9 protein-coding genes, 1 tRNA gene, 2 other RNA genes and 1 pseudogene are annotated in these 12,962 nt (G+C 58.7%); 8 read left to right on the forward strand and 5 right to left on the reverse strand.

Annotated features, from left to right (window positions below; genetic code table 11):
- Both HNQ81_RS11410 and HNQ81_RS11415 read left to right on the forward strand, forming a co-directional pair.
- Nucleotides 1–1,203 (forward strand): annotated as a pseudogene (locus tag HNQ81_RS11410) (recombinase family protein); the annotation flags it as partial.
- A complete protein-coding gene (locus HNQ81_RS11415; protein ID WP_183351433.1) occupies nucleotides 1,200–1,622 on the forward strand; it encodes a hypothetical protein in 423 nt (140 codons plus the stop codon). The pseudogene HNQ81_RS11410 and the gene HNQ81_RS11415, both read left to right, overlap by 4 nt.
- A gap of 419 nt (nucleotides 1,623–2,041) precedes the next feature.
- Here HNQ81_RS11415 and ssrA read toward each other — a convergent pair.
- The 4 genes from ssrA to HNQ81_RS11435 form a co-directional block, all read right to left on the reverse strand.
- Nucleotides 2,042–2,403, reverse strand: a transfer-messenger RNA (tmRNA) gene (gene ssrA, locus HNQ81_RS11420).
- A gap of 41 nt (nucleotides 2,404–2,444) precedes the next feature.
- The gene (gene smpB / locus HNQ81_RS11425) at nucleotides 2,445–2,906 is read right to left on the reverse strand and encodes an SsrA-binding protein SmpB (protein ID WP_183351434.1); all 462 of its coding nucleotides are present in this window, start codon (nucleotides 2,904–2,906) and stop codon (nucleotides 2,445–2,447) included.
- A gap of 33 nt (nucleotides 2,907–2,939) precedes the next feature.
- Nucleotides 2,940–4,739, reverse strand: coding sequence for a GspE/PulE family protein (locus tag HNQ81_RS11430; RefSeq protein WP_183351435.1), 1,800 nt, complete (start codon nucleotides 4,737–4,739; stop codon nucleotides 2,940–2,942).
- A 147-nt stretch (nucleotides 4,740–4,886) separates the two neighbouring features.
- A complete protein-coding gene (locus HNQ81_RS11435; RefSeq protein WP_183351436.1) occupies nucleotides 4,887–6,746 on the reverse strand; it encodes a M48 family metallopeptidase in 1,860 nt (619 codons plus the stop codon).
- Between the two features lie 240 nt (nucleotides 6,747–6,986).
- Between HNQ81_RS11435 and HNQ81_RS11440 the strand changes: the two genes are divergently transcribed.
- The 6 genes from HNQ81_RS11440 to HNQ81_RS11465 all read left to right on the forward strand — a co-directional run bounded on the left by HNQ81_RS11440 (nucleotide 6,987) and on the right by HNQ81_RS11465 (nucleotide 11,697).
- Nucleotides 6,987–7,063, forward strand: a tRNA-Ile gene (locus HNQ81_RS11440).
- A gap of 194 nt (nucleotides 7,064–7,257) precedes the next feature.
- Nucleotides 7,258–8,076 carry a Nif3-like dinuclear metal center hexameric protein gene (locus HNQ81_RS11445; RefSeq protein WP_183351437.1) on the forward strand — a complete coding sequence of 273 codons (819 nt, stop codon included), beginning with the start codon at nucleotides 7,258–7,260 and terminating at the stop codon, nucleotides 8,074–8,076.
- A 36-nt stretch (nucleotides 8,077–8,112) separates the two neighbouring features.
- On the forward strand, nucleotides 8,113–8,826 hold the full coding sequence (locus HNQ81_RS11450; RefSeq protein ID WP_183351438.1) for a zinc ribbon domain-containing protein: 714 nt from the start codon (nucleotides 8,113–8,115) through the stop codon (nucleotides 8,824–8,826).
- Nucleotides 8,827–8,904: 78 nt separating this feature from the next.
- An RNA gene (gene rnpB / locus HNQ81_RS11455) (RNase P RNA component class A) lies at nucleotides 8,905–9,262 on the forward strand.
- A gap of 88 nt (nucleotides 9,263–9,350) precedes the next feature.
- Nucleotides 9,351–10,541 carry a 2-C-methyl-D-erythritol 4-phosphate cytidylyltransferase gene (gene ispD / locus HNQ81_RS17850; RefSeq protein ID WP_183351439.1) on the forward strand — a complete coding sequence of 397 codons (1,191 nt, stop codon included), beginning with the start codon at nucleotides 9,351–9,353 and terminating at the stop codon, nucleotides 10,539–10,541.
- 1 nt (nucleotide 10,542) lies between these two features.
- On the forward strand, nucleotides 10,543–11,697 hold the full coding sequence (locus HNQ81_RS11465) for a M20/M25/M40 family metallo-hydrolase (protein ID WP_183351440.1): 1,155 nt from the start codon (nucleotides 10,543–10,545) through the stop codon (nucleotides 11,695–11,697).
- Between the two features lie 14 nt (nucleotides 11,698–11,711).
- On the opposite strand, the gene selD is transcribed toward HNQ81_RS11465, so the two are convergent.
- Nucleotides 11,712–12,776, reverse strand: a complete 1,065-nt coding sequence (gene selD, locus HNQ81_RS11470; RefSeq protein WP_420842280.1) for a selenide, water dikinase SelD — start codon at nucleotides 12,774–12,776, stop codon at nucleotides 11,712–11,714.
- Nucleotides 12,777–12,962 lie beyond the last annotated feature (186 nt).

The raw sequence follows: 12,962 nt of genomic DNA on the forward strand, positions 1-12,962 counted from the left end.
AGCACCACCGATCCCACCGGCCGGATGTTTCTCGGCATTCTGATTACCTTCGCCCAGTACGAGCAGGAGGTCATCGCCGAACGTATCCGGGACAAGGTGGCGGCAGCCAAGCGCCGGGGAAAATACTGCGGCGGCGTGCCCATCCTCGGATACGACGTCGACCGGGATAACAAGAAGCTGCTGGTCAACCCGGATGAAGCCAGGACGGTGCAGTACATCTTCCGCCGCTTCATCCAGATCGGCTCGGCCAAGAAACTTGGCCAGAAGCTGAACGAACAGGGATACCGCACCAAGGCCTGGACCACCAAGAAAGGCAAAGTCCGTGAGGGCTCCGAATGGAACACCGCCCATATCTACCGGCTGCTCAACAACCGGATCTATATCGGCGAGATCGCCCACAAGGACCGCAGTTACCCCGGCGAGCACGAAGGGATCATCGACCGGGCGACCTGGGACAAGGTTAAGGCTATTCTGGAGGACAACAAACCGGTCAAGGTTTCCATGGCCAGAACCAAAATGGTCGCCCCGCTGAAAGGCGTCATCCGCTGCGGCCACTGCGGATGCGCGATGGGACCGACCTACGCCCGCAAGAACGGCCGCCACTACACCTATTACATCTGCCAGAAGGACAGCAAGCGGACCGTGAGCCGGTGCCCGCTCAAACGGATTCCCGCCGGGGACATCGAGCAGGCCGTGATTGAGCAGTTGAGCGCGGTGTTTCGCACGCCGACGCTGGTGGCCAAAACCTTCTTCGCGGCCCGGGACATCGAGCAGGCGGAGCGGGAGCGGTTGTTCAAGCAGAAAGCCCAACTCGAAATGGAGCTGTCGCAGGCGCGGGAGCAAGCCATCGAACTTATGAAACCCGGCAACGATCAGCCGAGCAAGACCGAGATGCTGACGACGGTCAACCGCCAGGCAGTCGAGCTCTCGAAACAACTGACCCATGTGAGCGAGCGCTGCAGAGCTTACCAGGGGAACAGCATCACGGAACAGGACGTTTCGGAGGCCTTCCAGAATGTCGAGGGCTTCTGGGAAGACCTTTTCCCGGTGGAGCGAAACCGGCTCATCCGCCTCCTGGTGGATAAGGTCGAAATCCGCGAGACCGGAATCGACATGGAGCTGCGCACCAACGGGCTGACAACGCTCATCGCCGAGCTGGCCGGTCTGGCATGCGAAGTCACTGAACGGAGGGCAAGCCGATGAAAATGAAGCCGACCATTACCGTAGCCGACAACGGCAACCTGCAGATCCACATCCCGATGCTGATCCGGCGCATGCGCGGCCGCAAGACGGTCATCGCTCCCCAGGCCCTGGATGGGGATATCCCCGGGGCGCAGGAGCCGGTGCAGTCCGCCGTCCTCCAGGCGCTGGCAAGGGCCTTTTCCTGGGCCGACATCCTCGAATCCGGGCAGATCAAGTCCATCAGCGAGCTTGCCCGTGCCCTCGACGTCGATGGCTCGTATGTGGCCCGCATCCTCAAGCTGACGACCCTGGCCCCCGACATCGTCGAAGCCCTGATCAACGGCGAGGAACCCAACGGGCTCTCGCTGGCCAAGCTGACCCAGACCTTTCCCGAGGACTGGGCCGAGCAGCGCCGCCAGTTCGGTTTTGCCATCGACTGACGACCGGACCGGAGACCACCCCAGAGAGCCGACCATCAGCGTCGGCTTTTCTTCTTTAGAGGGAAGGAAACCGAAGTTGACCGCGTTTCTTTTCATGGCCGAGGCGGGCGATTTCGAAAAAAACGTCCGGTTGCGGCATCGAGCGATGACCTAAGACAACCGCCCAAAACGGCAACCAACCGCAAACCCATATCAATCAAGGATGTAGCTTTCCGGACGAGCTTCGGACTTGGTCCGGAGAAAACAGAGAATCAGGGGCCAAACAGAGAAAGAAAGGCGGGAAGATGGGGAGAATCGATGGAGCGGAGAGGTCCTTTGGAAAGATGTGAAACGGGCGCAAACCCTTTAGAAACAAGGGTAAAAAGAAAACCCGTCACCCCGGAGAATGACCCCAGAGAGACGGGTTTGTCTTTTCTAAATGGTGGAGGCGGCGGGAGTCGAACCCGCGTCCGCAAATGCTCCCCTCCCGTATCTACATGCTTAGTTCCGTACTTTAATTTTCGCGCCGGGAACTCAGTCGGAACATAGATTTCCTGGTGCTATCCTGTGAATCTCGTCGAGTGACAGACAGGCAACCGTCACCAGACCAGCCCGTTGAGTCGGCGCTCCGTACCGGCCTTACGGGCGAAGACCGGGGGAACGGCAGAGCAGGGTATTAAGCTGCTACTGCGTAGTTATAATCGTCGGCGATTATAAGTTTTTTCCGTCGGTTTTACGAGCAGACAGAAGCTCGGCATGCAACGTAGAGCTTACACATCCCCGTCGAAGCCGTTTCGCCCCCTTCTTCGGGTGTAAAGGTTGGTAACAAAAAAAATCCCGATTTTATTTCAGATTATGGCGCATGGCCCGCTGAACTTCACGATCGCTCTGTTTCTCCTTGAGCGCGTCGCGTTTGTCGTATTGCTTCTTGCCGCGGGCAAGACCGAGCTCGACCTTGGCCTTGCCCTTCTCATTAAAGTATATCTTCAAGGGGATCAAGGCAAGGCCCTTCTCCTTTAATTTTCCGATCAGCCTGCGGATTTCCCGCTTGTGGAGCAGCAGTTTCCGTACCCGCAGCGGCTCGTTGGGGTTGTGGGTGGCGAAGGTGTAAAACGAGATGTGAACGTTGTACATCATGGCCTCGCCACGATCGTTGATCTGGACATAGCCGTCACGCATGTTCGCCTTGCCGGCCCGCAGCGATTTGACCTCGGGGCCGGACAGCACCATGCCGGCATCGTAAGTCGCCTCGATGTGATAATCGTGATACGCCTTTTTGTTCTGACAGACTACCTTCACAGCCATCTACCTATCCCTGTCCTTGCGATCCCCGATCGCTCACGTCTCCGCCGTCACCCGCAAGGCCTCTTCGACCGTCGTGATCCCGGCCCTCACCTTGCTCCAGGCGTCCTCGCGTAAGGTAGTCATTCCTTCGCGGATTGCAACCCGGCGCATCTCCAATGACGACTCGCCATCCACCGTCATCTTCTTCAGCAGCGACGACATCGGGAAGATCTCGAAGATCGCGCTCCGCCCCTTGTAGCCGGTGCCGCGGCATTCCCGGCATCCCTTGCCTCTCTTCAATTCGACCACGCCGGTCTCCGCTACCGGAAAGCCCATTTTCAGCAGGGCCTCGCCTTTGATCTCAAAACTCTCGCTGCAGTCCGGGCAGATCCGCCGCACCAGCCGCTGGGCCATGCACCCGAGCAGGGTCGAGGCGATCATGAACGGCTGCAGGCCGAGATCGCGCAGACGGGTGATGGAAGAAACCGCATCGTTGGTGTGGAGGGTCGAGAACACGAGATGACCGGTCATCGCCGCCTGGACCGCGTGCGCCGCCGTATCGAGATCACGGATTTCACCGATCATGATGATGTCGGGATCCTGGCGCAGGATATTGCGGAGAATGGTGGCGAAGGTGATATCGATCAGGGGCTGGACCGCGATCTGATTGAACTCTTCGCACACCATCTCCACCGGATCCTCGACGGTGATGATGTTGAGCTCCGGGGTCGAAACCTCCTTCAGCGTCGAATAGAGGGTGGTCGATTTACCACTGCCGGTCGGTCCGGTCACGAGGACGATGCCATGCGGCGCCTCCATGAACGAGCGGTAGACGGTCAGGTCTCGCTTCGAAAAACCGATCTGGTGGATATCCTGGAAGATCACATCGGGATCGAGGATACGCAGGACCACCTTTTCGCCGAAGGACACCGGCACCGTCGACACCCGGATCTCGACGTCCTTCTCCTGCCTGACGCCGATCTTGATCCGGCCGTCCTGGGGCCGCCGTTTCTCGGCGATATCGAGACGGGCAAGAAACTTGATCCTCGAGGTGATCGCCGAATGGACGACTTTCGGCAGCTTGTAGATGGTATGCAGGGCCCCGTCGATGCGGAAGCGGACCATGCAGTTCGAGCGCTTGGGCTCGATATGAATGTCGCTGGCCCGCTGCTCGAGGGCATAGTGAAAGATATGGTTGACGGCCTGCTTGATATGCTGGTCGGAAGAGGTGATCTCCTTGGTCGAGGCGATCTTGACATAGCGTTCGAGATTGCCGATATCGACCGACCCGCTGGTGACGACGCCGAAGTGGTCTTCGGCGGCGCTGATCGATCGCTGAAATCCGAAAAATTCCGACAGAATCCGCTTGATATCCGACTTGGTGGCGACAGACGGCCGCACCGGCATCTGCACGACCTGTTCGATATCGGCGAGGACAGTCTGGCAGTCGGGGTGATACACCGCCACCTCGAGGACGCCGTCGACGACATTGAACGGCAGGATCAGCTGCCGGATGGCGAAATTGCGGGGAATCTTCTTGGTGACGATCTCGATGTCGAGTTCGAGGGGGTCGAGTTTCTTGAACGGCAGCCGGCGGTCGGCAGCCACCGCCCGCATGATCAGTTCCTCGTCGATCGGGATCTTGCCCTCCTCTTTCACCGTGAGGCCCAAAGAGACGATGATGTCGACGAGATCCGGATAATTCCTGTCCGCCCCGCCCTCTTTGGTAAACTGCCGCAGCAGCTTCTGGCGCTGTTTGCCCTTGCCGAGCGACACCAGCTGGCACTGATCGGATGTCAGCACCCGCCTCCGCTCCAGGATGTCGAGGAGATCATCGCTGTTCAAAAGATTCATGGAGTTGCCTTTGCAAACAAAAAAGAAAGGGGGTGAGCCCCCTGCTATTCACTCTTGTCGGAAGGTTCGCCAGCATCATCTATCATATCATGAAGTTCGGGACAATGGGCAGGAACGTCCATCTTCCGGCAGAGCGTAAGCCATTACTCAGGATTTGCGGTCCCCGCCGGCCTGGTCGTCGGCACCGGTCTGCGGCTTGACGATCTCCTGATAGCGGTGACGGACAAACCGCTCGATCTGGGCCTGGTAGTACTTGCGTTGCGCCGGATCGGCGACGATCGCCTGACGCTCGCTGGCGACCGCCTCCTCGACGAGACCATTGGCCCAATAGGCCGTGGCCAGGGTATCGAGAATATATCCCCGCGGCTGAACGATCACGGCACTGCGGGCCAGGGTCAGCGCCCGCGAGGGATCCCGTAACGACAGATCGCCGCTGGTCAGCAGCAGCCAGGCCAGATTGTTCATGATCTCAGGGTTGGCCGGTTCCAGCGCCAGGGCCTGTTCGTAGGCCTCGAAGGCCTTGCGCTCCAACTGCCGGCTGACCATGAGGTCGCCGAGCAGCCGTTTCCACAGGGCCTTTTCAGGCTCCTGGCGCGCCTTTTCAAGCAGCACGACCTCGGCAAAACTCTCTTCATACTGGCGGGCCAGCTGGGCCGTGGGAATCAGCTGCACCAGCCCGATCAGGGTCGCCAGAACAACCATATAGCCGACCAGGCTGTTCCTGACCTTACGGTTGTGCCTCCCGATATTCTCCGGGTCCTTCTCACTCCGTTCCAGATAGGCGATCCGCTCGCCGAGGCCGAAATGGTGCCAGCTCGGCTTGTCCCGGATATCGCCGCTCAGGGTCGCGATTTTCTCGAAGGCCGAGATCAGGGTATGACTCGACCCGAGCACGGAGAACACGTGCAGATCCGCCTGGCGCTCGAAATTGCGGATGAAGTACCCGAAAATATAACGAAAATAGAGGATCATGGAGATAAGCAGCGGGATCGCCCCAACCAGGGTCAGGACGGTATCGGGCGACACGTGTCCCCTGGCCATGACGGAATAGAAAAATTCCCGCGACAACAGCAGGTAGATCAACGGCTCGGCGATGACTGCCGTCAGGACGCTGAAGCCGCCGATCAAGAGGACGTAGAGGAGGAGATGGTTTTTTTTGACATGGCCGATCTCGTGGGCCATGACGGCCTCCAGTTCCGCCAGGGACATGGTCTCGATGATGGCCGGGGTAAGGAGGATGTACCGAAGTCCGGGGACGATGCCCATGACCCCGGCCGTCAGTGCCTGTCCCTCGAACAGCGGCCAGAGATACAACTCGGCCGAAAAATTCTGTCGCCGACAAAAGCGGGTGAGATGTTCTTTCAGGGCGCCATCGGGGAGTTTTCTGCACCCCCACAACCACCGGACCAGCGGCGGAAAGAAGAACATGACGAACAACAGAAAGACAGTGAAAAAGATGAGATCCCCCCATTCCGAAGCGAGGACGGCATGGAGGCGCGGCGAGGGAATGAGGGCGGTCAGGTCATAGAGCAGCGACAGAACCACCCACGGCAGGACGATCGGCAAATTGCTCTTGATATTGGAGCCGATGAATACGGCGGCTTTATAGCGACGGCCGAAGATCCTGCCGTAATTGATCCTGCCGATCCGCCACATCAGCGACAAGTATGCCAGGAAGAGGGCGAGGCCAAAAAAATTTACCAGGGCCGGCAATGTATTGCCGAACGAGAATACCGCCAGATAGTATTTGGCATCGCAGAGATAGAGGGTGGCAAGAAAGAAAAACAGCGCCCCGATCATCAGCGTTTTTTCGGCCCTGAAATAGCCGGCCGACACGAAGGATTCCCTCTTGGCGAAGATATAGCTGCACAGCCGGTCATACCCTGCAAGCAGCATGACGAAGACGATCAAGGCCTGCCAGCCCGGCAGCAATGGAATTTCAGCGGCGGTATCCATGCTGAAAAGGAAAATCGCCACCAGAAAGATCAATAAATTTGTATAAATCAACGGTATCCCCGGATGAATTTTTGATCCTCACCGATGCTGCAGCGATGGACATGCAAACCCGGTCATGCTCCTGCTTTCGTTACAATAGTAACCACTTTCCATTCTTACCATCTCTTTCAAGCAATTACAGACTTCAAAGCATACCATCCGGCGGGAATTTCCAGCTTGCTCTCCCCATTGACCTTTTTTTGTTGACTTTTACTACACCTTTTTTTTATATAATATGTTTCTTTACCATTGGGGCGCATAGCTCAGCTGGCTAGAGCCACCGGCTCATAACCGGTCGGTCGTAGGTTCGAATCCTACTGCGCCCACCAATACTGATGAATCTGAACAGAAACGACAGGTTCCTTGAGAAACACACTCCTTGCACGAAAATTCGGAGAGAGGAAAACGCACTCTCTCAGCGATACAATCCGGCAGCGGAACATCCGGCTGCCCAGTACGGACAAAAAGGTACACCCACCCGGGATGTACCTTTTTTTATTGTTCTGACTGATATTATTGTCTTATGCCGACACCAATCAGGGAAATTATTTCACGGCTTCATGAACATGCCCCATTGACGCTCGCCGAACCATGGGACAATGCAGGCCTGCTGCTCGGCGACATGGACCGCGAGACCACCTTTATCCTGATCGGCCTCGACCCGTCCACGTCACTGGTCGAAGAGGCGATAGCCCTTGGCGCCGACACCATCATCACCCACCATCCGCTGATCTTCAAACCCCTTGCCGCGATCAACACCGGCGAACCGACAGGCAGATTCGTCGAGATGGCCCTTTCCCACCGCATCAGCGTCATCGCCTGCCATACCAACCTCGACAGTGCCGCCAACGGCGTCAGCGACGCGTTGGCCAGGGCGATCGGCCTGAATGAAGTACAACCGCTCGTCGCCAGCTCCTCCGCCGCTGACCAGCATCAGGGGTTGGGAAGAATCGGCCGTTTCCCTGAGGCCGTCCCCTCCGCCGGCTTCCTCCGCCGGCTCGGCAAGGCGCTCCAGTTGCCGGCGCTGTTCATCGCCGGGCGGTTGCCGGAGTCAATTTCCACCGTTGCCCTCTGCGGCGGCAGCGGCTCGGATCTTGCTGCCGTTGCCCATGCCCGTGGCGCCGGGGTCTACATTACCGCCGAAATCAAACACCATGTTGCGCGCTGGGCCGAGGAATGCGGATTCTGCCTGATCGAAGGGACCCATTACGGCACCGAGCGCCATGCCGTCCCCCTGCTCGCCGGTATTCTCCAGGCGGAGAATATCTCCCGAAACTGGAACATTGTCATTCAACAGACACTGACGGAGCACCACCCCTTCGTCTTAACGCATATAGATTGAATATCACTGCCAAACCACACCAACAGGAGAACAGTCTTGAAAGAGCATATAGAGCAGCTCATCAACCTCCAGAGCATCGATCTGGAAATCGATCAGATCGAAAATGAGATCAAGGCGCAGCAAAGCGCCCTCGACGCCCGCATCGCCGCCCTTGCCGACAAGGAAGCTCTCATTGCCGCTCTTCAGGAGCAGATCAGCAACGGCGACAAGGAACGGCGCGCCCTCGAGGCCGAGGTTGCCGACAAGATGGCATTCGTCAGGGATCGCCAGTCGAAAATGATGCAGGTCCAGACCGGCCGTGAACAGACGGCCCTGCTGAAGGAAATCGAAGAAGGCAAAAAGAGCGCCAAGGAAAGTGAAGAGAAAATCGTCGCCATCATGGAAGAGGTGGAGAAGCTTGATGCCCGGATTATCGAGGAAAAAAATCTCCTGAAGGGTGAAAAGGAACTCGTCACCGAGGAAACCGAGAAGGTACGCACCACAATCGAGACCATCAGCAAGACCAAGAAGGAAAAGGATGCCCTGCGGCAGCAGCAGGCACAGGGCATCAACGGCAGTATCCTGAAAAAATATACAACCCTTCGCGAACGGCGCAACGGCCTGGCCGTTGTCAATGTCCTGCAGGGTGTCTGCCAGGGATGTTACATGAATATTCCGCCGCAGCGCTACAACCAGCTGCTCAGGGGCGATCAGATTTTCGACTGCCCCACCTGCCAGCGCATCATGTACCACAGACCGGAAGAAAACTGATCTTCAGTCGCGGGGACCGCGCAATGCCCCCGAAGCTTTTTTCCTTTCATCTTTTGGTCGTTCCCACTACACTGGCGCTGGAGCGGGTGCATGATCGCTCCGGCCTCGTGCCGGAGAGGAAAGTCCGAACTCCGCAGGGCAGGATGGTTCGTAACACGAACGCCGGGCGACCGGGGGAAAGTGCCACAGAAAACATACCGCCCGGTCGGATGACCGGGTAAGGGTGAAATGGCGAGGTAAAAGCTCACCGCCTCGATGGCGACACCGAGGGCAGGGTAAACCCCATCCGGAGCAAGACCGAATAGGGAGATGTTTGAGGGCGGCCCGTCCGATATCTCCGGGTAGGTTGCAAGAGATGCCGAGCGATCGGCATCCCAGTGAAATGATCATGGCCCTTTACCGGGTACAGAATTCGGCTTACAGCCCGCTCCTTTTTTTTGCACGTCAACGGCTGACAACGGCAGTATCAAGAGTGTATACCTGATCCGCTTTTCCAGCATCCTGTTCGTCATCACAGGACAATCATGCACGCGACAGCTGCCGCCATCATTCCCGCCGCAGGCAGCGGCACCCGGATGGGCCTCCATCATCCCAAGCAGTTTCATATGCTGGCCGGATCGCCGGTCCTGATCCACACGGTCAGGGCCTTTCTCGCCAACCCTGAGATCTGCCGCTGCATCGTCGTCGTTCCTGAAGCGTGGGTTGAAAGGACCGGCTCGCTCCTTCACCACTACGGGCTTGATCCGCAGCGCCTCACCGTCTGCGCCGGCGGCCGGCGCCGGCAGGATTCGGTTCGGGCCGGGATGGCCCACCTCGACGATACCATCGATATCGTCCTCGTTCATGACGGCGCCCGGCCGTTGGTCAGCCAGGACACCATCACCCGCTGTTGCCGAGCGGCAAGGGAACATGGCGTCGCCATCGCCGCCATCCCGGTCAAGGACACCCTGAAAAAGGCCGATGCGAACGGGGTCGTCCAGTCGACCGTCGATCGCCAGGGTCTGTGGCAGGCCCAGACACCTCAGGCGATGCGGCTTTCATTGCTGCAGCTCGCCTACAGCCAGGCAGGGGATGAGGAGGCGACCGACGAGGCCTCGCTGCTCGAACGGGCGGGAATCCCCGTCACCATCGTCGAAGGATCGGAAACGAACCTGAAAATCACCCGGCCGGAAGACCTCCGGCTGGCGGAGCTTATTGTGCACAGGAATACCACCCCGCCTCGGCTCAGGATCGGCCATGGCTTCGACGCCCATCGCTTTATCGCCGACCGCCCCCTGGTGCTCGGCGGGGTGACCATCCCCCACACGCTGGGACTGGCCGGCCACTCCGACGCCGATGTCGTCACCCATGCCCTCTGCGACGCCCTGCTCGGCGCCATCGGCGCCCGCGATATCGGCTACCATTTTCCCGATTCGGATGCCAGGTTTTCAGGGATGTACTCGATCACCCTGCTGGAGGAGGTCATCGACCTTGTCCGCTCCAAAGGGCTGGCCCTCGGCAATGCCGATATCACCATCATCTGTCAGGCGCCCCGCCTCGCCGGTCACATCGCCGCCATGCAGGAAAGGCTGGCGCAGAGTTGTGGCGTCGAGGCGGAGGCGGTCAACATCAAGGCGACCACGACCGAAAAAATGGGCTTTACCGGGCGGGAAGAGGGCATCGCCTGCCATGCCGTCGTCCTGCTGCACAACCACCCCAACCCCTCAGGACATTGAAATGACCGTTGCCATCGAGAGAGAGCGTCTGGCCTCAACATTCACCGAACTCTGTCAGATCAGCACTCCTTCCCGCCGGGAAAGGCCGCTGGCCGACCACCTTGTCCGGTGTTTCACCGGCTTGGGGGCCGACGAGATATATATCGACCAATCAGGAGGACAGACCGGCTCCGACACCGGCAATCTGTTGATCCGTTTTGCCGGCAACGCCCCGGAAATCGAAGGCCTGTTCTTCTCCTGCCATATGGATACCGTTGAACCGGGCGAGAACGTGGAGGTGGTAAGAGTCGGTGATACCTTCACCAGCGGCGGCGACACCGTCCTCGGCGGTGACGACAAGTCAGGCATTGCCGCCCTGATCGAACTGATGACGGTCCTCACCCGATCGGGATCCAGGCATGGCATGATCGAGCTGGTGTTCACCACCTGCGAAGAAATCGGCCTGCTTGGCGCCAAACATCTCGAATACTCCTGGCTGCGCAGCAAATACGGCTATGCCCTCGACTCCACCGGGATCGACAAGGTCATCATCGGGGCTCCGGCTGCCAACAAGATCAAGATCGATGTGCACGGCATCGCCGCCCACGCCGGCCTCAATCCGGAAAAAGGTATCAACGCCTTTTGCCTCGCAGCCAAGGCGATCGCGGCACTGCGACTCGGAAGGCTCGATGAGCAGTCGACCTCCAACTTCGGCTTGATCAGGGGCGGTGTCGCCACCAATATCGTCCCGGATCTCATCACCCTCGAGGGTGAGGTCCGCAGCCATTCGGCGGAAAAACTCCTGGAATATACCCAAGAAATCGAAAGAACGTTTCACAGGACGGTCGGGAACTGGCAAAGCCCCTGCGTCGAGCATCAGGGCCTGCCGTCAGTCGATATCAAGGTCGAAAAGGAGTATCCGGCCATGCTCCTCGAACATGCCAGTCCGGTTATGGCGCGGGTGCGCCAGGCCGGGCGGCGGCTTGGCAAGGAGCTGGAATTCGTCGTCGCCGGTGGCGGCAGCGATGCCAACATCCTGTGCAGCTACGGTCTGCCGACGGCGATTGTGGCGACCGGTATGAATAAGGTCCACACCACGGACGAATGCCTGGACCTCAACGATCTGGTCAGCCTGACGGAACTGCTGCATGCCCTGGCGACCCATCCCGGAGAGTGATCGCCGGAGACCGTTCAGACCAATTCGATCATTCCCCTTCTCCCCGCCGTGATTTCACCGATGACGGCGCAGGGAAGAGAATATCCGCGATCTTTCAACCCGGAGACAATCGCCTCCGCCGCACTCGGAGTAACAGCGATAAGCAGGCCGCCGGATGTCTGCGGATCGGAGAGGAGCACCTCCAGATCGGCAGATGCCTCGGTCCGCTTGGCAATCCATTGGCCGAAATGCTTACGGTTGGCGTGGGCGCCGGCAGGAACGATCCCCATCCGGGCGAATTCCTCCGTCCGATCGAGCAACGGCACCTTCCGGTCGAAAAGCCGCGCCGATACGTCGGAGGCCTCCAGCATCTCATGGAGGTGACCGAGCAGGCCGAAACCGGTGATGTCGGTGCAGGCATGCACGGCATCTTCCATGCCGCTCCGGGAGCGGATATCTTCCACGACCTCCGCCGCCAGTTTATTGAGGGTGGCCATGACCTCGGTGATCCGGACCTCGGTTTCGCTTCCGACCAGCCCTCCCTTGATGGCGGTCGACAGAATGCCGGTCCCGATGGGTTTGGTCAGGAGCAGGACATCGCCGGGACGGGCGCCGGCATTGAGCAGAACCTTCTTCGGATGGACCAGACCGGTGACCGACAACCCATACTTCAGCTCCGTGTCCTCGATCGAATGGCCGCCCACCAGCAACGCCCCCGCTTCCCGGATCTTGCTCAGGCCGCCCTGGATGACCTCGCGAAAGACTGCGCGGTCCATGGTCTTGACCGGACAGGCGAGGATGTTCATCGCCAGCAACGGTCTGCCGCCCATCGCGTAGACATCGCTCAAGGCATTGGCGGCGGTGATCTGCCCGAAGGAAAAGGGGTCATCGACGATCGGAGTGAAGAAATCGACGGTCTGGATCAGGGCGATCTCGTCATTGAGCCGGTAGACCCCGGCATCATCGGACGTCTCCGCCCCGACGATCAGGTTTGGGTCGCGCGGCAGATCAATTCCGCACAGTATCTGGCTCAGGTCCCCTGGGCCAAGTTTAGCAGCTCAACCGGCTGCCTTGACTGTTCTTGTCAGTTGCACCACGATATCCACCTTCTATCGAATCGCAACGTATCGCCGTCTGTTTCCCATCTTCCGGGCAATAAGCGACACATGACGATCTGAAAATTTTCCTATTGAATTTCAATGCGACATATTATAAACATTTTACTCTGGATCGCGAAAGGAAGGCACAAAGATTGCAAACTCTTTGTGCCTTTATTGTTTCTGCGT

The organism is Desulfoprunum benzoelyticum, from assembly GCF_014201505.1.
Taxonomy (GTDB): Bacteria; Desulfobacterota; Desulfobulbia; order Desulfobulbales; family Desulfocapsaceae; genus Desulfoprunum; species Desulfoprunum benzoelyticum.

Coding starts and splice junctions, on each gene's coding strand:
- HNQ81_RS11445 (WP_183351437.1), top strand. CDS start 7,258: ATGCCGACACCAATCAGGGAAATTATTTCACGGCTTCATGAACATGCC.
- HNQ81_RS11465 (WP_183351440.1), top strand. CDS start 10,543: ATGACCGTTGCCATCGAGAGAGAGCGTCTGGCCTCAACATTCACCGAA.
- HNQ81_RS11415 (WP_183351433.1), top strand. CDS start 1,200: ATGAAAATGAAGCCGACCATTACCGTAGCCGACAACGGCAACCTGCAG.
- HNQ81_RS11430 (WP_183351435.1), bottom strand. CDS start 4,739: ATGAATCTTTTGAACAGCGATGATCTCCTCGACATCCTGGAGCGGAGG.
- smpB (WP_183351434.1), bottom strand. CDS start 2,906: ATGGCTGTGAAGGTAGTCTGTCAGAACAAAAAGGCGTATCACGATTAT.
- ispD (WP_183351439.1), top strand. CDS start 9,351: ATGCACGCGACAGCTGCCGCCATCATTCCCGCCGCAGGCAGCGGCACC.